Source organism: Pseudomonas taiwanensis DSM 21245 (assembly GCF_000425785.1).
GTDB lineage: Bacteria > Pseudomonadota > Gammaproteobacteria > Pseudomonadales > Pseudomonadaceae > Aquipseudomonas > Aquipseudomonas taiwanensis.
Genome location: NZ_KE384451.1, coordinates 142,869 through 161,627, shown reverse-complemented (window position 1 = coordinate 161,627; position 18,759 = coordinate 142,869). Strand labels below are relative to the sequence as shown.

The 18,759-nt window shown below is 63.1% G+C and carries 17 protein-coding genes; 1 reads left to right on the top strand and 16 read right to left on the bottom strand.

What is annotated here, in order from left to right; all coding sequences use genetic code 11:
• Nucleotides 1–129 precede the first annotated feature (129 nt).
• Complete coding sequence (locus tag H620_RS0122565) at nt 130–582, top strand: DUF721 domain-containing protein (RefSeq protein ID WP_023378840.1); 453 nt, start codon at nt 130–132, stop codon at nt 580–582.
• A 199-nt stretch (nt 583–781) separates the two neighbouring features.
• Here H620_RS0122565 and lpxC read toward each other — a convergent pair whose 3' ends face one another.
• The 16 genes from lpxC to mraZ form a co-directional block, all read right to left on the bottom strand.
• The gene (gene lpxC, locus H620_RS0122560; RefSeq protein WP_023378839.1) at nt 782–1,693 is read right to left on the bottom strand and encodes a UDP-3-O-acyl-N-acetylglucosamine deacetylase; all 912 of its coding nucleotides are present in this window, start codon (nt 1,691–1,693) and stop codon (nt 782–784) included.
• Between the two features lie 112 nt (nt 1,694–1,805).
• Complete coding sequence (ftsZ, locus tag H620_RS0122555) at nt 1,806–3,002, bottom strand: cell division protein FtsZ (protein WP_023378838.1); 1,197 nt, start codon at nt 3,000–3,002, stop codon at nt 1,806–1,808.
• Between the two features lie 55 nt (nt 3,003–3,057).
• The gene (gene ftsA / locus H620_RS0122550; protein WP_023378837.1) at nt 3,058–4,314 is read right to left on the bottom strand and encodes a cell division protein FtsA; all 1,257 of its coding nucleotides are present in this window, start codon (nt 4,312–4,314) and stop codon (nt 3,058–3,060) included.
• Between the two features lie 14 nt (nt 4,315–4,328).
• The gene (locus H620_RS0122545) at nt 4,329–5,198 is read right to left on the bottom strand and encodes a cell division protein FtsQ/DivIB (RefSeq protein ID WP_023378836.1); all 870 of its coding nucleotides are present in this window, start codon (nt 5,196–5,198) and stop codon (nt 4,329–4,331) included.
• Nucleotides 5,199–5,203: 5 nt separating this feature from the next.
• Complete coding sequence (locus H620_RS0122540) at nt 5,204–6,160, bottom strand: D-alanine--D-alanine ligase (RefSeq protein WP_023378835.1); 957 nt, start codon at nt 6,158–6,160, stop codon at nt 5,204–5,206.
• Nucleotides 6,157–7,605 carry a UDP-N-acetylmuramate--L-alanine ligase gene (gene murC / locus H620_RS0122535; RefSeq protein ID WP_023378834.1) on the bottom strand — a complete coding sequence of 483 codons (1,449 nt, stop codon included), beginning with the start codon at nt 7,603–7,605 and terminating at the stop codon, nt 6,157–6,159. The genes H620_RS0122540 and murC overlap by 4 nt, the downstream gene beginning before the upstream one ends.
• Nucleotides 7,598–8,677, bottom strand: coding sequence for an undecaprenyldiphospho-muramoylpentapeptide beta-N-acetylglucosaminyltransferase (murG, locus tag H620_RS0122530; protein ID WP_023378833.1), 1,080 nt, complete (start codon nt 8,675–8,677; stop codon nt 7,598–7,600). The genes murC and murG overlap by 8 nt, the downstream gene beginning before the upstream one ends.
• Nucleotides 8,667–9,881 (bottom strand): putative lipid II flippase FtsW, encoded by a 1,215-nt coding sequence (ftsW, locus tag H620_RS0122525; protein WP_023378832.1) that lies wholly within the window; start codon nt 9,879–9,881, stop codon nt 8,667–8,669. Before ftsW ends, murG begins: the two co-directional genes overlap by 11 nt.
• The gene (gene murD / locus H620_RS0122520) at nt 9,878–11,224 is read right to left on the bottom strand and encodes a UDP-N-acetylmuramoyl-L-alanine--D-glutamate ligase (protein ID WP_023378831.1); all 1,347 of its coding nucleotides are present in this window, start codon (nt 11,222–11,224) and stop codon (nt 9,878–9,880) included. The genes ftsW and murD overlap by 4 nt, the downstream gene beginning before the upstream one ends.
• 6 nt (nt 11,225–11,230) lie before the next feature.
• Nucleotides 11,231–12,313, bottom strand: a complete 1,083-nt coding sequence (mraY, locus tag H620_RS0122515) for a phospho-N-acetylmuramoyl-pentapeptide-transferase (protein ID WP_023378830.1) — start codon at nt 12,311–12,313, stop codon at nt 11,231–11,233.
• Nucleotides 12,313–13,680, bottom strand: a complete 1,368-nt coding sequence (locus tag H620_RS0122510; protein ID WP_023378829.1) for a UDP-N-acetylmuramoyl-tripeptide--D-alanyl-D-alanine ligase — start codon at nt 13,678–13,680, stop codon at nt 12,313–12,315. The genes mraY and H620_RS0122510 overlap by 1 nt, the downstream gene beginning before the upstream one ends.
• A complete protein-coding gene (locus tag H620_RS0122505) occupies nt 13,673–15,163 on the bottom strand; it encodes a UDP-N-acetylmuramoyl-L-alanyl-D-glutamate--2,6-diaminopimelate ligase (RefSeq protein WP_027908083.1) in 1,491 nt (496 codons plus the stop codon). The genes H620_RS0122510 and H620_RS0122505 overlap by 8 nt, the downstream gene beginning before the upstream one ends.
• Nucleotides 15,160–16,899, bottom strand: a complete 1,740-nt coding sequence (locus H620_RS0122500; RefSeq protein ID WP_162144468.1) for a peptidoglycan D,D-transpeptidase FtsI family protein — start codon at nt 16,897–16,899, stop codon at nt 15,160–15,162. The genes H620_RS0122505 and H620_RS0122500 overlap by 4 nt, the downstream gene beginning before the upstream one ends.
• Nucleotides 16,899–17,192 (bottom strand): cell division protein FtsL, encoded by a 294-nt coding sequence (gene ftsL / locus H620_RS0122495; protein WP_023378826.1) that lies wholly within the window; start codon nt 17,190–17,192, stop codon nt 16,899–16,901. The genes H620_RS0122500 and ftsL overlap by 1 nt, the downstream gene beginning before the upstream one ends.
• Entirely contained in the window at nt 17,189–18,136 is a 948-nt protein-coding gene (rsmH, locus tag H620_RS0122490) for a 16S rRNA (cytosine(1402)-N(4))-methyltransferase RsmH (protein ID WP_023378825.1), read from the bottom strand. Before rsmH ends, ftsL begins: the two co-directional genes overlap by 4 nt.
• Nucleotides 18,133–18,588, bottom strand: a complete 456-nt coding sequence (mraZ, locus tag H620_RS0122485) for a division/cell wall cluster transcriptional repressor MraZ (RefSeq protein WP_016395508.1) — start codon at nt 18,586–18,588, stop codon at nt 18,133–18,135. The genes rsmH and mraZ overlap by 4 nt, the downstream gene beginning before the upstream one ends.
• Between the last annotated feature and the right edge of the window lie 171 nt (nt 18,589–18,759).

Below are 18,759 nucleotides of genomic sequence, written 5' to 3'. Positions count from 1 at the left end.
ATGAAACGTATCGCGAATGACTCGTATCCCGCAGGGTCTGCACCGACGTATTGCCGGCCAGCCGGCGATGAGGCCAGCCAGGGTGCCGGAAATGTTAGACTGCCGATCTTGTAACCGCGTGCGTACCCCATGGCCTACAAACCCACTCCCGCCCAGCCGCCCTCTGCCCTGTTGCGCCAGAACCGCCCGCTGCGCTTGTTACTGAACCAGGCCGAGCGCCTGGAGCACTTGCAGCGCCTACTGGAAAGCCAGCTGCAACCAGCCGCCCGCGAGCACTGCCATGTGGCATCGTGGCGCGACGGCACGCTGTTACTGGTGGTGACCGACGGTCATTGGGCTACACGCCTGCGCTATCAGCAAAAGCGCCTGATGCGCCAGCTACAGGCCATGGAAGCGTTCGGCAACCTCTCCCGTATCCTGTTCAAGGTGCAGCCGCCGCTGGTGCCTGCCAAGCGTGGCGGACATGCCATCGAGCTGTCGAGCACGGCGGCCGAGAGCTTGCGTGACACCGCCGAGGGCATTGCTGACCCCAAGTTGCGCGCCGCACTGGAACGACTGGCCGCGCACGCCCGAGAGAAGTAGCCAGGCGCATCGCGAGCAAGGCTCGCTTCTACCGAAGATGCGCGCGATAACGTGCCAGGCGCCGAAGCGGTCGCGCGCGCATCCCGCAGGCATGACTGGCCCGAAACAGAGGTGGGAGCCCTTCCTCCCGACACCACACGATCCAGGCAATAAAAAGGCCACCCGAAGGTGGCCTCAATGAACTAGAGAGTGTTCGAACTTACACGGCCGCAACAGGGCGCATGTACGAGATCGGTGCCGTACTGGCATCTTCGAAAGTGACCACTTCCCAGGCATCTTTTTCAGCAATGAGCTTGCGCAGCAGCTGGTTGTTCAGCGCGTGTCCGGACTTGAAGCCCTTAAACTCGCCGATCAGGCTGTTGCCCAGCAGGTAAAGGTCGCCGATGGCATCGAGGATCTTGTGCTTGACGAATTCGTCTTCATAGCGAAGGCCGTCTTCGTTCAGCACGCCGTCTTCGTCGACAACGATGGCGTTCTCGACACTGCCGCCCAACGCGAGGTTGTGCTTGCGCAGGTACTCGATGTCACGCATGAAACCAAAGGTACGGGCGCGGCTGACTTCCTTCACGAACGACGTGCTGGAGAAGTCGACGCTGGCACTTTGGGTCCGGTTGCGCAGCACCGGGTGGTCGAAGTCGATCTCGAAGCTCACCTTGAACCCGTCGAACGGCAGGAAGGTAGCGCGCTTGTCGCCCTCCTCCACTGTCACTTCGCGCAGGATACGGATGAACTTCTTGGCTGCGTCCTGTTCTTCCAGGCCAGCAGACTGAATCAGGAATACGAAGGGACCGGCGCTGCCATCCATGATCGGCACTTCCGAGGCGGAGAGCTCGACGTAGGCGTTATCGATGCCCAGGCCCGCCATGGCGGAGAGCAGGTGCTCGACCGTATCGACCTTGACGTCACCGTTGACCAGCGTCGTCGACATGGTTGTCTCACCGACGTTGGCCGCGCGCGCCGGGATTTCGACCACAGGGTCGAGGTCGGCGCGACGGAAGACGATGCCGGTGTCAACAGGCGCAGGCTTGAGGGTCAGGTAGACCTTCTCCCCGGAGTGCAGACCGACACCTGTGGCACGGATGGTATTCTTCAGGGTGCGTTGTTTAATCATGGCATTGGCCGCTTCAGCGCAAATTGCGAACAGGTATCAACAAAGGCTGGGGATGATAACAGACCCGGCCTTTGCTGAACACCAATCACCCCTATACCCCTGATAAATTCCATTAATCAGCCTGACGACGCAGGAATGCCGGAATATCAAGGTAGTCCAGATCATCCTGTGGGTTGAGTTTAGCTGCCGCGGCGGCACCTGCATGGGCCTGGTTGCGCATCACGGTCGGACGCTCCAGGTCACGGTAGTTGACCGCTGGCTGCTCCTGACGCGCAGGCGCAGGGTTGGACGACTCGTATACCTGCTGGGCGGTCTGCAGGGTGTTGTCCACCACCTTGACCGGCTTCTCGATACGAGCGCCCAGGCCAGTGGCGACCACGGTGACGTGCAGCTCGTCGCGCATGTCCGGGTCGATAACGGTACCGACCTTGACCATCGCGTGGTCGGAGGCGAAGGCTTCGATGATGCTACCCACATCGGAGTATTCGCCCAGCGACAGGTCGGGACCTGCGGTGATGTTGACCAGGATACCGCGAGCGCCCTGCAGGTTGACGTCTTCGAGCAGCGGGTTGCGGATGGCTGCCTCGGTCGCCTCGCGAGCACGGTTCGGACCGCTGGCGCAGCCAGTGCCCATCATCGCCATGCCCATCTCGCCCATCACGGTACGCACGTCGGCGAAGTCGACGTTGATCATGCCCGGACGCTTGATGATGTCGGAAATACCGCGAACGGCGCCGGCCAGCACGTCGTCTGCCTTGGCGAAGGCAGACAGCAGGCTGGCATCCTTGCCCAGGATGGTCAGCAGTTTTTCGTTAGGGATGGTGATCAGCGAGTCAACGCTTTCCGCCAGCATACGGATGCCTTCATCGGCGATCTGCATGCGCTTGCGGCCCTCGAACGGGAACGGACGGGTCACCACGGCAACGGTGAGAATGCCCATTTCCTTGGCCACTTCGGCGATGATCGGCGCCGCACCGGTACCGGTACCACCCCCCATGCCAGTGGTGATGAACACCATGTTGGTGCCCTGCAGCACCTCGGCGATACGCTCACGGTCTTCCAGCGCGGCCTGACGACCGACTTCCGGATTGGCACCGGCACCCAGGCCTTTGGTCACACCGGTACCCAGTTGCAGGATGGTGCGCGCGCCGATGTTTTTCAGCGCTTGAGCATCGGTGTTGGCGCAGATGAACTCGACGCCTTCGATGTTGCTCTTCACCATGTGGTTGACGGCGTTGCCGCCGCCACCGCCAACGCCGATCACCTTGATGACCGGACTTTGCGGGACGTTGTCTACGAGCTCGAACATTTTCCCTCTCCTTACAGTTCTCTAGTTGTCGCGCCTACCACTACTGCTTTGAAACTTAGAAGTTGCCCTGGACCCACCGCTTGAAGCGCTCAAGCACTGGGGCCTTCGGTTCATCGCCATAGCTGTTGCTGCTGCTGTTACCGGTCAGGGGCAAGTCCTCGGTCTGCTTCTGCAGGCCATAGGTGAGCAAGCCCACGCCAGTGGAATAGATCGGGTTGCGCACCACGTCGCTCAGTCCCCGAACGCTGTGCGGTACGCCAAGGCGTACCGGCATGTGGAAGATTTCTTCGGCCAGTTCCACGGCACCTTCCATCTTCGCGGTGCCACCGGTAAGGACGATGCCGGCTGGCACCAGGTCCTCGTAGCCGCTGCGACGCAGCTCGGCCTGGATCAGGGTGAAGAGCTCGTCGTAACGCGGCTCCACCACCTCGGCCAGGGCCTGACGCGACAGCTCGCGCGGAGGACGGTCGCCCACGCTTGGCACCTTGATGGTCTCGCCAGCGCCGGCCAGCTTGGCCAGGGCGCAGGCGTAACGGATCTTGATTTCCTCGGCGTACTGGGTGGGCGTGCGCAGGGCCATGGCGATGTCGTTGGTCACCTGGTCGCCCGCGATCGGGATCACCGCGGTGTGGCGGATGGCGCCTTCGGTGAAGATGGCGATATCGGTCGTGCCACCACCGATGTCTACCAGGCACACGCCCAGCTCTTTCTCGTCGTCGGTCAGCACCGAGTAGGCCGAGGCCAGTTGCTCGAGGATGATGTCGTCAATTTCCAGGCCACAGCGGCGCACGCACTTCTCGATGTTCTGTGCCGCATTGACTGCGCAGGTGACCACGTGGACCTTGGCTTCCAGACGAACGCCGGACATGCCCAGCGGCTCGCGCACGCCTTCCTGGTTATCGATCACGTAGTCCTGCGGCAGGGTGTGCAGCACACGCTGATCGGCCGGAATGGCCACGGCCTGGGCAGCGTCGAGTACCCGCTCAAGGTCGGCGAGACTCACTTCGCGATCGCGAATGGCGACGATACCGTGGGAGTTCAGGCTGCGGATATGGTTGCCGGCCACGCCGACGAATGCGGAGTGGATGCGGCAACCGGCCATCAGCTGCGCTTCTTCCACCGCGCGCTGGATCGACTGCACGGTGGACTCGATGTTCACCACCACGCCTTTCTTCAGGCCACGGGACGGATGGGTGCCGATACCCACGATTTCCAGGGTGCCGTCTTCGGCCACTTCACCCACCAGCGCCACCACCTTGGAGGTGCCGATGTCCAGCCCGACGATCATTTTGCCGCTATGCGCGTTTGCCATGGTCCTGCCTCTCTCTAATTCTTCGCAACGGCGGGTTGGGCCGTCGTCGGTGCAATCGGTTCCCGCCAACCAACGGCAAGTCCGTTGGAATAACGCAGATCAATGCGGGCGATGTTGGTGATCTGCTCTTTGAGTGTCTTGTCGTAAATGGCAATGAAACGGCGCATCTTCTCCACCAGGTGATCGCGCCCCAACAGCAGCTCGACACCCGACCCGGCGCTACCCGCGCCTGTGGTCAGGAACCAGCTGCCCCGCTCGCGCAGCTCCAGGCGAGCGATGGAAAAGCCCAGGGGGCGCAGCATCTGGCTCAATACCTGATACTGCTGCATGACTTGTTGCTGAGCGCGCTGCGGCCCGAACAGCTGCGGCAGGTGCTCGTAGTTGGCCAACTCGCGCGGGGTGAAGGCCTGACCTTGGTTGTTGAGCAAGGCTTCGTCCCCCCAGCGCGCAACCGGCAACTGTTCCTCAAGGCGAATCACCACCTCGTCCGGCCATACCCGGCGAACCTCGGCATGGGCGATCCATGGCATCTGCTCGAGCTCTGCGCGCATCGCCGTTAGGTCGACGCTGAAGAAGCTCGACGCCACGTACGGCGCGATCCGTTGCTGCACCGCCTGCTGGCTGATGTAGCTCAGGTCGCCTTGTACGGCGATCTTGGTGATCGGCCGGTCGGCGTAAGGCATGAGGCGAATGGCGCCTTCGTAGGCACCAAAGCCCGCCGCCACCAGCAGCACGGGCCACAGCAGGCGCTTGAGACCACCGAGGCTTGGCCGAGGCAGGCGCGCCGATACGGGCTCGTCGGCCACCAGTCGGCTGGCACCACGCGGCACCGGCTTGCTACGGCCGGTAACGGGTTGCTGCTGACGTATCATCGCGCCTTGCATGGCTCTTAACCTCGCGTCACGACGCTTTCAGCCAGGATCGCCAGCACCAGTTGCTGGAAGTCCAGGCCGGCCGCGCGCGCCGCCATGGGCACCAGGCTATGGTCGGTCATGCCGGGTGCGGTGTTGACTTCGAGCAGCCAGAACCGGCCCTGCTCGTCCTGCATCACGTCCAGCCGCCCCCAGCCTTCGATGCCGATGGCATCGCAGGCGCGCGCGGTCAGGTCGATCAGTTCCTTTTCCTTGGCACTGTCCAGGCCGCACGGAATGCGGTACTGGGTGTCATTGGCAATGTACTTGGCGTCGTAGTCGTAGAACACGTGCGGGGTGCCCAGCGCAATCGGAGGCAGCACCTGGCCGCGCAACACTGCGATGGTGAACTCCGGGCCGTGAATCCATTGCTCGACCAGAACTTGCGAATCGTACTTGGCGGCGTCCTTCCAGGCGGCGACCAGCTCTTGCACGCTGTTCACCTTCGCCATGCCGATACTTGAACCTTCATGGGCCGGTTTGACGATCAACGGGAAGCCCAGTTCCGCACCGGCGGCAACACAATCGCTCTCGCTGGCCAGCACGGCGTGGCGCGGGGTCGGAATGCCCAGGCTCTGCCACACCTGCTTGGTGCGCAGCTTGTCCATGGCCAGGGCAGACGCCAGGATCCCGCTACCGGTGTAAGGGATGCCCAGGCACTCGAGCAGGCCTTGCATGCTGCCGTCTTCACCGCCACGGCCGTGGAGAATGATGAAGGCGCGGTCGATCTTCTCGCTCTGCAGGCGGGCCAGCAGGTCATCACCCACATCGATGCCTACCACGTCCACACCGGCAGTGGTCAGCGCATCGATCACGGCGGCGCCAGACTTCAGCGACACCTCGCGCTCGGCGCTCTTGCCGCCGTACAGCACGGCGACACGACCGAATGCCTTGACGTCGAGGGTGGAATGCAGCTTGTCGTAGGCGCTGGTCATTTCGACTTCTCCTGCTTGGCGCCAGCGAACAGCGGGCTTTTCATCAATTGCGGGGCCAGACCGCCGACATCACCGGCACCCTGGCACAGCAGGATGTCGCCGGCGCGCAGCAGCGGCTGGACCAACGGCGCGAGTTCCACGCCACGTTCGATATAGATGGGGTCGAGCTTGCCGCGCTGACGGATGCTGTGGCAGAGCTGACGGCTGTCGGCACCCGGAATCGGCTCTTCGCCGGCCGGGTAGACTTCCATCAACAGCAGCACGTTGGCGTCGCCGAGCACCTGCACGAAGTCGTCGTACAGGTCACGGGTACGGCTGTAGCGGTGCGGCTGGTAGACGATCACCAGTCGACGGCTTGGCCAGCCGCCACGTACGGCCTTGATGACCGCAGCCACTTCGGTCGGGTGGTGACCGTAGTCGTCGACCAGCATCACGCTGCCGCCTTCGACTGGCAGCTCGCCGTAGACCTGGAAGCGCCGCCCCACGCCCTGGAAGCCGGACAAGCCCTGGACGATGGCTTCGTCGCTGATGCCTTCGTCAGTGGCGATGGCGATGGTGGCCAAGGCGTTCAACACGTTGTGGTTACCGGGCATGTTCACCGACACATCCAGCGGCTCGCGGTCGCGGCGCAGCACGGTGAAGTGGGTCTGCATGCCCTGCTGGCGCACGTTGATGGCGCGCACGTCGGCCTCTTCGCTGAAACCGTAGGTGACCGTCGGGCGCTTGACCTGCGGCAGGATCTCGCGCACTACCGGGTCGTCCAGGCACATCACGGCCAGGCCGTAGAACGGCAGGTTGTGCAGGAACTCCACGAAGGTTTTCTTCAGCTTGTTGAAGTCGCCTTCATAGGTGGCCATGTGGTCGGCGTCGATGTTGGTGACTACCGCGACCATCGGCTGCAGGTGCAGGAAGCTGGCATCGCTTTCATCGGCTTCGGCGATCAGGTAACGGCTGGTGCCCAACTGCGCGTTGGTCCCGGCCGCCGTCAGGCGCCCGCCGATGACGAAGGTCGGGTCCAGGCCACCCGCGGCGAACACCGAGGCCAGCAGACTGGTGGTGGTGGTCTTGCCGTGGGTACCGGCAACCGCTACGCCGTGGCGATAGCGCATCAGCTCGGCAAGCATCTCAGCGCGCGGCACCACTGGAATGCGGCGCTCCAGTGCGGTGGCGACTTCCGGGTTGGCCGGATTGATGGCGCTGGACACGACCAGCACGTCGGCATTGGCGGCGTTCTCGGCACGGTGGCCGACGAAGATCTGGGCACCGAACGATTCCAGGCGCTCGGTAACTGGCGAGGCCTTCAGGTCGGAACCGGACACCTGGTAGCCCAGGTTGAGCAGCACTTCGGCAATACCGCACATGCCCACACCGCCGATACCGACGAAGTGAATACGGTTGATCCGACCCATTTTCGGCTGGGGCATGGCTTTCTGGCTTTCAACCATGTGCCACCTCCAGGCAGATGTCGACCACGGTGCTGGTTGCAGCAGGTTTGGCCAGGCTCCGTGCGGTGCTGGCCATGGTGTTGAGTTTCTCGGGTTGCATCAGCACCTCGTTCAGGCGTTCAGCGAGCTGCGCTGCGCCAGTTGTCGCTTGTGGCATCAGGAAGGCCGCGCCTTCCCGAGACAGGTATTGGGCGTTATGGGTCTGGTGATCGTCGATGGCATGGGGCAAGGGCACCAGCATCGAAGGCAGGCCAGCCGCCGCGAGTTCGCTGACGGTCAGGGCACCGGCCCGGCAGACCACGATATCGGCCCAGGCATAGGCTTGGGCCATGTCCTTGATGAACGGTTCGACCTGAGCCTGGACCCCAGCCTCGCGGTAACGCTCGGCGGTGATCGGCGCGTGCTGCTTGCCGGCCTGGTGGAATACCTCGGGCCGCAGGTTCGCGGGCACCTCGGACAGGGCCTTAGGCAACAATTTGTTCAAGGGTTCCGCACCCAGGCTGCCCCCCATGACCAACAGGCGGGCCCGGCGCTCGGCCAAAGGCGCACGCTGAGCGTCCATGAACAGCTCAGGGCGCACGGGGTTACCCGTGGTGCGACGTTTGTCGCTGGCCTCGAAGGTGTTCGGAAACGCTTCGCAAACGCGTGCCGACAGCGGTACCAGCAGGCGGTTGGCAGTGCCGGCGCGGGCGTTCTGCTCGTGAATGACCAACGGTATGCCGCACAGACGCGCAGCGACACCGCCCGGGCCGGTCACGTAGCCACCGAAGCCCAGCACGCATACCGGCTTGAGCTGCCGAATGATACGGCGTGCCTGAAGCACAGCCTTGATCAACGTGAACGGTGCCTTGAGCAACGACAGCTTGCCCTTGCCGCGCAGGCCGCTGACCTGGATCAGGTGCAGTGGCAGACCGGCCTGTGGCACCAGTTCGTTTTCGATGCCGCGCGGCGTGCCCAGCCAGTGCACGCTGTAACCGCGAGCCTGGAATTCACGGGCGCAGGCCAGGGCCGGGAATACATGCCCGCCGGTGCCACCCGCCATGATCAGTACGTTTTTGCCGTTAGCGGCCATGGCTGGTCTCCTCGGCAAAATCGCTTTCCTTGAATTCATGTTCCTCGCTACCCAGGTGCGTGCGGCTTTCCCACTCGATGCGCAGCAACAACCCCACGCAGGCGCAGCAGATCACCAGCGAGCTGCCTCCGTAGCTGAGGAACGGCAAGGTGAGGCCCTTGGTCGGCAACAGACCGACGTTCACCCCGATATTGATCAGGAACTGGCCGATCCACAGGAAGGCCAGACCGAACGCCATGTAGGCGGCGAAGAACTGCTTGGCTTTCTCGGCCCACAAGCCGATGTAGAGGGCGCGCACGGTGACGAACACGAACAGAGCGATGGTCGCCAGCGAACCGACGACGCCCAGCTCCTCGGCCAGGACCGAGAACACGAAGTCGGTATGCGCTTCGGGCAGGTAGAACTGCTTCTGCACGCTGTTGCCCAGCCCCACGCCCAGCCACTCGCCACGGCCGAAGGCGATCAGCGCCTGGGTCAACTGGTAGCCGGAACCGAACTGATCGGACCACGGATCGGTGAAGGTGATCAGACGGGCCATCCGGTACGGCTGTGCCTGCACCAGCACGAACACCGCCACTACCGCCAGCACCACCATCAAGCTGAAACGGAACAGCCCCACCCCGCCGAGGAACAGCATGGCCGCCGCTGCGCCCATCATGACCACGGTGGCGCCGAAGTCCGGCTCCATCAGCAGCAACGCGGCCATGGGCAGCAGGACGATGAAGGGCTTGAAGAAGCCCATCCAGGTCTCGCGCACCTCGGTCTGCCGCCTTACCAGGTAGCCGGCCAGGTAGATGACCACGAACACCTTGGCGATTTCCGAAGGCTGGACGTTGAAGAAACTGAAGCCGATCCAGCGCATGGAACCGTTCACTTCGCGACCGATACCTGGCACCAGCACCAGTACCAGCAGGCCGAAGGCGCCAAGCAGCATCATGAAGCCCATGCGTTGCCAGGTAGCGATAGGCACCATCATGGTCGCCCCACACGCCACCAGCCCCAGGACCACGTAAACCAGGTGGCGGAACATGTGATAAAGCGGATTGCCGGACTGCACCGCAGCCACTTCCGAGGAAGCCGAGGTGATCATCACCAGGCCCAGGCCGAGCAGCGCCAGGCACCCGGCCAGCAGCGGGAAATCGAGGTCGATGCCACGTCCGCTGATCAGCGGCGACGGGTATGGCTTGAGGATGCCGAAGATCATGCAAGCCCTCCCGCCGCCTGGGCGAACAGGCGCCCGCGTTCTTCGAAGTTCTTGAACATATCGAGGCTGGCGCAGGCAGGCGACAGCAAGACGGCGTCACCGGACCGGGCCAGTTCGGCACATTGGTGCACGGCCTCGTCCAGCGTCTTGACCCGCACCAACTGCACGCCATCACCCAAAGCCTCGGCCAAGCGCTCGGCATCACGGCCCAGCAGCACCACGGCGCGGCAGTACTGCGCTACCGGTTCGCGCAGGGCAGAGAAATCGGCACCCTTGCCGTCGCCACCCGCGATCAGCACCAGCTTGCCGTCGATGTCGGCCCCCAGGCCCTCGATGGCCGCCAGGGCCGCCCCCACGTTCGTGGCCTTGGAATCGTCGTACCAGTTCACCCCGTTGCGCTCGCGTACCCATTGGCAGCGGTGGGCCAGGCCACCAAATTCACGCAGGGCTTCGAGCATGGGCTCGAACGGCAGGCCAGCAGCATGGCCAAGGGCCAGGGCAGCCAGGGCATTGCTCTGGTTGTGCGATCCACGGACCTTCAGCTCGCGCACCGGCATCAAGGCCTGGAACTCGAAGGCCAGGTATTTCTCGCCGTCGACTTCGCGCAGGCCAAATGCCTTGAAGTCAGGCGCATTGAGACCGAACGTCCAGCAGGGGCGACCTTCGATCGGCAGCGGGCGGCTCAGCGCATCCTGGCGGTTTACCACGACCTGACGGGCGCCGCGGAAAATACGGTGCTTGGCCAAGTGATAGGCCGGCAGCCCGCTGTAGCGGTCCATGTGGTCTTCGCTGATGTTCAGTACCGTGGCCACTTCGGCGTTGAGCTGGTCGGTGGTTTCCAGCTGGAAGCTCGACAACTCCAGGACGTACAGCTCGACATCATCAGCGAGCAGATCCAGCGCCGGCGTGCCGAGGTTGCCGCCTACTGCCACTCGCTTTCCTGCCTTGGCCGCCATCTCGCCGACCAGGGTAGTCACGGTGCTCTTGGCGTTGGAACCACTGATCGCGACGATCGGCGCCTTGGCGTGGCGAGCGAACAGCTCGATGTCACCCGACAATTTCACGCCACGCGCGGCCGCCTGCTGCAGCGCCGGGGTCGACAGCGCAAGACCTGGGCTCACATACAACTCGTTGGCGCGGCACAGGAAGTCCACGTCCAGCTCGCCACAGCGCACTTCCACCTGCGGGTACTCACGGCGCAGGGTTTCCAGTTCCGGTGGTTGCTCGCGGGTGTCGGCGACCGCAAAGGCAATGCCCTGGTTCGCCAGGAAGCGAACCAGGGACATGCCGCTCTTGCCGAGGCCGACAACGATGCGGAATTGGTCGGAAGCGATCAGTGACACGCTCATCTACCTCAGTTTCAGGGTTGCAAGGCCGATCAGCACCAGAATCACGGTGATGATCCAGAAACGGACGATCACCCGCGGTTCGGGCCAACCCTTGAGTTCAAAGTGGTGGTGGATCGGTGCCATGCGGAACACGCGCTTGCCCGTGAGCTTGAAGGAGGCGACCTGAATCACCACCGACAAGGTCTCCATGACAAACACGCCGCCCATGATGAACAGCACGATTTCCTGACGCACGATCACGGCGATGGTACCCAGCGCGGCCCCCAGTGCCAGTGCGCCAACGTCGCCCATGAAGACCTGGGCCGGATACGTGTTGAACCAAAGGAAGCCCAGGCCCGCACCGATCAGCGCGCCGCAGAACACGATCAGCTCGCCCGAGCCCGGCACGTACGGGATCAACAGGTATTCGGCGAATTTCACGTTACCCGACAGGTAGCAGAAGATACCCAGGGCACCGCCCACCATCACGGTCGGCATGATGGCCAGGCCATCCAGGCCGTCGGTCAGGTTGACCGCGTTGCTGGAGCCGACGATCACGAAGTACGTCAGCACGACGAAGCCGATACCCAGCGGGATGGTGACATCCTTGAGGAATGGCACGATAAGGGTGGTCTCGATGCTGGTCGGAGCGGTCTTGTACAAGAAGACCGCGGCTCCCAGGCCGAACACCGACTGCCAGAAATACTTCCAGCGACTCGGCAAGCCGCGGGAGTTCTTCTCGATCACCTTGCGGTAGTCGTCGACCCAACCGATGGCACCGAACAGCAGGGTGACGATCAGCACGACCCACACATAACGATTGCTCAAGTCGGCCCACAACAGGGTGCTGACGCCGATGGCGGACAGGATCAAGGCACCGCCCATGGTCGGGGTGCCGGACTTGGACAGGTGCGATTGCGGGCCGTCGTTACGGACAGCCTGACCGATCTGGCGAATCTGCAAGGTGCGGATCATCCACGGACCCAGCCACAGCGCCAGGGACAACGCGGTCAGTACACCGAGAATCCCGCGCAGGGACAAGTACTGAAAGACTGCGAAGCCTTTGTGGAACTGTTGCAGATACTCAGCCAACAGCAGCAGCATTAATGTTTCTCCCCGCTGGCACCGCACAAAGCCGCCACGACGTTTTCCATCGCAGCGCTGCGCGAGCCCTTGATCAAGATTGTGGTGTCGCTGGCCGTCTCGCCGCGAACGGCGTCGATCAGCTCAGCTTGCGTTGCGAAGTGACGGCCATTGGCGCCGAACGCTTTGACCGCGTGTGTCATGTTGGTTCCCACCGCATACAAGGCATCGACCTTGCCGCGCGCGTAGTCGCCCACCTGACGGTGACCTTCCTCGGCCCATTGGCCCAATTCGCCGATATCCCCAAGCACCAGAACGGTGCGCCCGGAAAAGCCGGCGAGTATATCAATGGCCGCGCACATGGAGGTGGGATTTGCGTTGTAGCTATCGTCGATGACGCGCACGCCGTTCGGCGCAATCTGCGCCACAGTCCGGCCCTTGACCGGCTGCACGGCGCCCAGCCCGACGGCGATGCCGTGCAGGCTCAGACCAACGGCATGGGCCGCGGCCGCGGCCGCGAGGGCGTTGCTGACGTTGTGTGTGCCGAGCAGGTTGAGCTGCACTGGCACGCTGCCATCTGGCCCCACCAGGGTGAAGGACGGGCAACCCCGGGCATCACGCCCGATATCCCTGGCATGGAAGTCCGCCTGCGGGTTGTCCAGGGCGAAGCTCAGGACCCGATGAGTGCCGGCACGCTTGCGCCAGATCTCGAAGGCCTTGTCTGCCAGGTTGAGGATGGCGGTGCCGCCCTCGCCCAGCCCTTCGAGGATTTCACCCTTGGCCTCGACGATTTTCTCCGGCCCACCGAACTCACCCACGTGGGCAGTACCGGCATTGTTGATGATGACCACCTGTGGCTGGGTGAGGCCCACGGTGTAACGGATTTCGCCAATGCGCGACGCGCCCAGCTCGATGACGGCGGCGCTGTGCTCGGGGGCGATTTCCAGCAGTGTCAGCGGCGCGCCCAAGTCGTTGTTCAGGTTGCCACGGGTCGCATGTACTACCCCACGCGTACGCAGGATAGCCGCCAGCATTTCCTTGACCGTGGTCTTGCCACTGGAACCGGTGATCGCCACGACCGGCTTGTCGAACTCGGCGCGGTTCAATGCACCCAACTGTCCCAGGGCCAGCCGGGCATCGGCCACGACCAGTTGGGGGAGTTCGACATCGGCGATTTCGCGCTCGACCAAGGCAGCAACCGCGCCCTTGGCTTTTACATCAGCCAGGTAGTCGTGGCCGTCGAAACGCGGCCCCGTCAAGGCAACGAACAGTTGGCCGGCGCTGACGCTGCGGCTGTCGATGCTGACACCGTTGAAGCTGGCATCGGTACCCACCAACCGCGCATTCAGTGCAGTGGTCAGGTGGCTGAGTATCATGGGTTTAAGCATGCGGAGCCTCCCAGGCTGCAAGTGCCTTCTCGGCTTCGACCAGGTCGGAGAAATCGTGGCGCTGGCCGTTGATCTCCTGGTAGTCCTCGTGCCCCTTGCCGGCCAGCACGATCACGTCATCGGCGGCGGCAGTTGCGATCAGGTGCGCGATGGCTTCACCGCGACCGGCGACGAATTCGGCGGCGTCCGGCTTGCTGAAACCGGGGCGAATATCGTCGAAGATGCGCAGGGGGTCTTCGGTACGCGGGTTGTCGTCAGTGACCAGCACGCGGTCGGCCAGGCGCTCGGCCACGTCGGCCATCAACGGGCGCTTACCGCGATCACGGTCGCCACCACAACCGAACAGACATAGCAGCTTGCCGTGAGCATGCGGACGCAGGGCCTCGAGGACCTTCTCCAGCGCATCCGGGGTGTGGGCGTAATCGACCACCACCAGCGGCTTGTCACCGCCACCCAGGCGCTGCATGCGACCGACCGGCCCGTGCAAGTCAGGGGTGACCTTGAGAATCTCGTCAAGCGAGTACTCGAGCGCCAACAGCGTGGCAACAGCGGCGAGCATGTTGCTCAGGTTGAAGCGGCCCAGCAGCTGGCTGCGCAGGATACGTTCGCCCTGGGCAGTGACCAGTGTGGCGCGCACGCCATCATCATCGAAATGCGCTTCGCGGCAGAACAGCGAAGCGTCCGGGTTTTCCAGGCTGTAACTGAGCAGCCGGGTCTCGACATGGTCGACACTCGGGCGGCGGGCATAGTCTTCGGCCAGGCGTCGACCGAAATCATCATCCAGATTGACCACCTGGCAACGCAGGCTGGGCCATGCGAACAACTTGGCCTTGGCGGCCTCGTATGCCTCCATGCTGCCGTGGTAATCCAGATGGTCGCGGGACAGGTTGGTCATGACCGCGATGTCGAATTCCAGCGCAGCGACACGCCCCTGCTCCAACGCATGGGAGGACACCTCCATGGCCACGGCCTTGGCGCCACCCTTCTTGAGATCGTTAAGGGTCGACTGCACGGCAATCGGATCTGGCGTGGTCAGCCGACCGCTCTGCAACTCGCCATAGAAACCAGTACCCAGGGTGCCTATCAGGCCGCAACGCTGGCCAAGCAGATCGAGCGCCTGGGCCACCAATTGGGTGACACTGGTCTTGCCGTTGGTGCCGGTAACACCCACCAGGTTCAACTGGCGGCTGGGTTCACCATAGAAGTGCCCAGCAATCTTGGACAACTGGGCAACCAGGCCCTTGACCGGGATCAGCGGCACGTCGGTCAGCGGCAGCACATTGGCGCCACGCTCTTCATAAGCCACTGCGGCAGCGCCACGGGCCAAGGCATCGGCAATATGATCACGACCATCGACCTTCGCGCCTGGCACAGCCAGGAACAGGTCACCAGGGCGCACATGGCGGCTGTCCAGGGTCAGCTCACGAATCAGCGGATCGCGGCTGGCATGGGCGAAAAGCTTGCTCAATGGCATTGTCATCATCCACGCCCTCCCTTGGCGGCTGCTGCATTGACTTGCGATGTTTCAACGGGTGCTGGGGGCGGCAGGTTGTCTGGCGGCACGTTCATCAGGCGCAGGGTGCCCGACATGACCTTGCTGAATACCGGCGCCGAAACCAGACCGCCGAAGTAACCGCCCTTGCTCGGCTCGTCGATGACCACGACGATGGCGTAACGCGGGTCGCTCATCGGCCCGAAGCCGGCGAACAACGAACGGTAGGCGTTCTCGGTGTAGCCCTTGGAGCCAACCGTGGCCTTACGCGCCGTACCGGACTTGCCACCGACGTGATAGAACGGCACCTGGGCACGGAACACGCCGCGCGGCGCTTCGATGACCTGCTGCAGCATGCCCTGGATGGTTTCGGCGGTTTCCTTGGGAATCGCCTGCACGGCTTCAGGCGCCTTGTCGACCTTGAGGATCGACAGCGGCACCATCTTGCCGTCGTTGGCCAGCGCCGCGTAGGCGTGCACCAACTGCAAGGCGGTGACCGAAACGCCGTAGCCATAGGAAAGGGTCGCGGTTTCGGCCTTGCGCCACTCACGGTGGTTCGGCAGGTTGCCGACGCGCTCGCCCGGGAAGCCCAGGCCGGTGTATTGGCCCAGGCCAACCTGGGACATGACCCGATAAATCGCCTCGCCACCAATGTCGAAGGCGATCTTGCTCATGCCCACGTTACTGGAGTTGATCAGGATGCCGGTCAGGTCGAGGATCGGGCCTTCGCTCTTGGACACGTCCTTGATGGTGTAGCGGCCGATCTGCAGGCTGCCCGGATACACCTCGACCTTGTCGGTAGGCTTCCAGCGACCGCTTTCCAGTGCCGCACTCATGGAGATCGGCTTGACGGTCGAGCCCGGCTCGAACACGTCGATGATCGCCCGGTTGCGCATCGCGGCCGGGAACATGCTACGGCGATTGTTCGGGTTGTAGGTCGGCTGGTTGACCATCGCCAGGACTTCGCCGGTCTTGACGTCCATGATCACCAGGCTGCCGGCCTTGGCGTCCTGCTCGGCGATGGCGTTGCGCAGTTCGCGGGTCGCCAGGTACTGCAGGCGCAGGTCTATCGACAACGCCAAGGTCTTTCCGGCCTTGGCGTTCTTGGTTACCTGAATGTCCTTGATCAGCCGGCCACGCCGGTCCTTGATCACTTGCCGCTTGCCGGGCACTCCGGCCAGCCATTCGTCGTAGGCCAGTTCGACCCCTTCGCGACCGTGGTCGTCCAGGTCGGTGAAACCGACCATGTGCGCGGTGACATCGCCAGCTGGATAGAAGCGGCGGAACTCCTCCAGGCCGTAGACACCCGGCACCTTGAGGTCGAGCACATGCTGGCCCTGCTCCGGGGTCAGGCCGCGCACCAAGTAGATGAATTCCTTGTTCGCCTGCTGGGTCAGACGCTCGGTCAATTGCTGGGCACTCTGCCCAAGCGCAGCAGCCAGTTGAGGCCAGCGGTCCTTGGATGCCTGCATCTCCTTGGGGTTGGCCCACAAGGTGGTGACCGGCGTACTGACGGCGAGCGGCTCACCGTTGCGGTCGGTGATCAGACCACGGTGTGCTGGAATCGGGATGTGGCGCAGGCTGCGTGCGTCGCCCTGGCCCTTGAGGAAGTCACGATCGACCACCTGCAGGTCGATGATACGCCAACAGATGGCACCGACCATCAAAGCCAGCAAGCCGATCACGACCCGGAAGCGCCAGGGGTAGAGTGCGCCTTCGAGCTTCATCATGGCGCCACCATTCGCACTTCGTCAGCCGCAGGAACGCGCATCTTGAGCTGCTCGGAAGCCAGGCTCTCGATACGGCTGGCAGCAGTCCAGGTACTTTGTTCGAGGATCAGGCGCCCCCATTCGGCCTGGGCTTTGTCGCGCTCGTTCAACTCACCGTACAACGTGTTGAGCAACTGACGGTTCCAGTGGGCGCTGTAGGACACCGCGATGGCCGAAATCAGGACAGCGACGAACAGCAGAAGCATCAGGAAGCTCCCACCTGGAAGAGGCTTGGCAAAAAGCCGGCTCACCGCAGTTTCTCCGCCACCCGCATGACGGCACTGCGTGCCCGCGGGTTGGCTTTGAGCTCTGCTTCGGAGGCGAATTGCGCCTTGCCGATCAGGCGGATTTTCGGTTCGAAGGCTTTGTGCTGCACCGGCAGGTTGCGCGGCAGATTGTCCGCCTCGCCTTTGGCCAGCTTGCGCATGAACAGTTTGACGATACGGTCTTCGAGTGAGTGGAAGCTGATGACGGCAAGGCGGCCACCGACCTCAAGCGCATCGATTGCAGCCTCCAGGCCGGCTTCGAGGTCGCCCAGCTCGTTATTGACGTGAATGCGCAGGCCCTGGAACGCCCGGGTCGCTGGGTTCTTGCCCTTTTCCCAGGCAGGGTTGGCCACCTTGAGCACTTCGGCGAGATCGGCGGTGCGGGTGAACGGCTGTTGTTCGCGACGCTGCACCACGGCACGGGCCATGCGCTTGGCGAAACGCTCTTCGCCGTATTCCTTGAAGACGCGGGCGATCTCTTCCTCGGCAGCGGTGGCGATGAACTCGGCGGCACTGATGCCCTGGTCCGGGTTCATGCGCATGTCCAGGGGGCCATCATTGAGGAAGCTGAAACCGCGCTCGGGGTCGTCCAGCTGCGGCGAAGACACGCCCAGGTCGAGCAGGATGCCGCTGATCTTGCCATCCAGCCCGCGCGCGGCCACCTCCGAGCCCAGCTCGGCAAAGCTGCGCTGCACAATGACAAAGCGGCCGTCTTCGGCCGCCAGCGCTTGCCCGGTTGCAATCGCCTGTGGATCTTTGTCGAAGCCCAGCAAGCGACCTTGCGGCCCGAGCTTGCTGAGAATCAGCCGACTGTGTCCGCCACGGCCAAAGGTGCCGTCCAGATAGCAACCGTCGGCGCGCAGGGCCAATGCCTCGACAGCTTCGTCGAGCAATACGGTAATGTGGTTGAAGCCGCTATCTATGGTCACAGGATCAGGTCACGCAAATCGTCGGGCATGGCGCCCGGTTGTTGAATAGCTGCGAGGTCGGCTGCCGAAACCACGTTCCAGGCATCCTCATCCCACAACTGGAATTTGTTCAGTTGCCCCACCAGCATCGCCTTCTTGTCGAGCTTGGCGTATTCGCGCAAACGGGGCGGTACCAGGAAACGCCCGCTGCCATCGAGCTCCAGGTCAACCGCATTGCCGATCAGCAGACGCTGCAGGCGGCGGTTTTCCTCACGCAACGACGGCAAGGCACGCAACTTGGCTTCTATCTGTTCCCACTCATCGAGGGGGTATACGCACAAGCAGGGATCAACGGCATCGATGGTCACGATCAGCTGGCCATTGCAACGCGAATCGAGCTCGTCACGGTACCGGCTCGGCATTGCGAGACGGCCCTTTGCATCGAGGCTGACGGCGTTGGCTCCGCGGAACACGGCTGCGATTCCCCACAATGTTAGCTTTTTTGTGCCAGAAAACCCACTTCATCCCACTTTCTGCCACTTGCGCACACTATAGGAATCCGCCCGCTGCACCGTCAAGGCACGTTCATAAGGAAAACCCTTACAGGACCGAGATTTAGCGCAACAAGGGAAGAAGGAAGCACT

Excerpts from the sequence above, each read along its gene's own strand:
- H620_RS0122565 (WP_023378840.1), top strand. The coding sequence starts at position 130 with ATGGCCTACAAACCCACTCCCGCCCAGCCGCCCTCTGCCCTGTTGCGC.
- lpxC (WP_023378839.1), bottom strand. The coding sequence starts at position 1,693 with ATGATTAAACAACGCACCCTGAAGAATACCATCCGTGCCACAGGTGTC.
- ftsZ (WP_023378838.1), bottom strand. The coding sequence starts at position 3,002 with ATGTTCGAGCTCGTAGACAACGTCCCGCAAAGTCCGGTCATCAAGGTG.
- ftsA (WP_023378837.1), bottom strand. The coding sequence starts at position 4,314 with ATGGCAAACGCGCATAGCGGCAAAATGATCGTCGGGCTGGACATCGGC.
- H620_RS0122545 (WP_023378836.1), bottom strand. The coding sequence starts at position 5,198 with ATGCAAGGCGCGATGATACGTCAGCAGCAACCCGTTACCGGCCGTAGC.
- H620_RS0122540 (WP_023378835.1), bottom strand. The coding sequence starts at position 6,160 with ATGACCAGCGCCTACGACAAGCTGCATTCCACCCTCGACGTCAAGGCA.
- murC (WP_023378834.1), bottom strand. The coding sequence starts at position 7,605 with ATGGTTGAAAGCCAGAAAGCCATGCCCCAGCCGAAAATGGGTCGGATC.
- murG (WP_023378833.1), bottom strand. The coding sequence starts at position 8,677 with ATGGCCGCTAACGGCAAAAACGTACTGATCATGGCGGGTGGCACCGGC.
- ftsW (WP_023378832.1), bottom strand. The coding sequence starts at position 9,881 with ATGATCTTCGGCATCCTCAAGCCATACCCGTCGCCGCTGATCAGCGGA.
- mraY (WP_023378830.1), bottom strand. The coding sequence starts at position 12,313 with ATGCTGCTGCTGTTGGCTGAGTATCTGCAACAGTTCCACAAAGGCTTC.
- H620_RS0122510 (WP_023378829.1), bottom strand. The coding sequence starts at position 13,680 with ATGCTTAAACCCATGATACTCAGCCACCTGACCACTGCACTGAATGCG.
- H620_RS0122505 (WP_027908083.1), bottom strand. The coding sequence starts at position 15,163 with ATGATGACAATGCCATTGAGCAAGCTTTTCGCCCATGCCAGCCGCGAT.
- H620_RS0122500 (WP_162144468.1), bottom strand. The coding sequence starts at position 16,899 with ATGAAGCTCGAAGGCGCACTCTACCCCTGGCGCTTCCGGGTCGTGATC.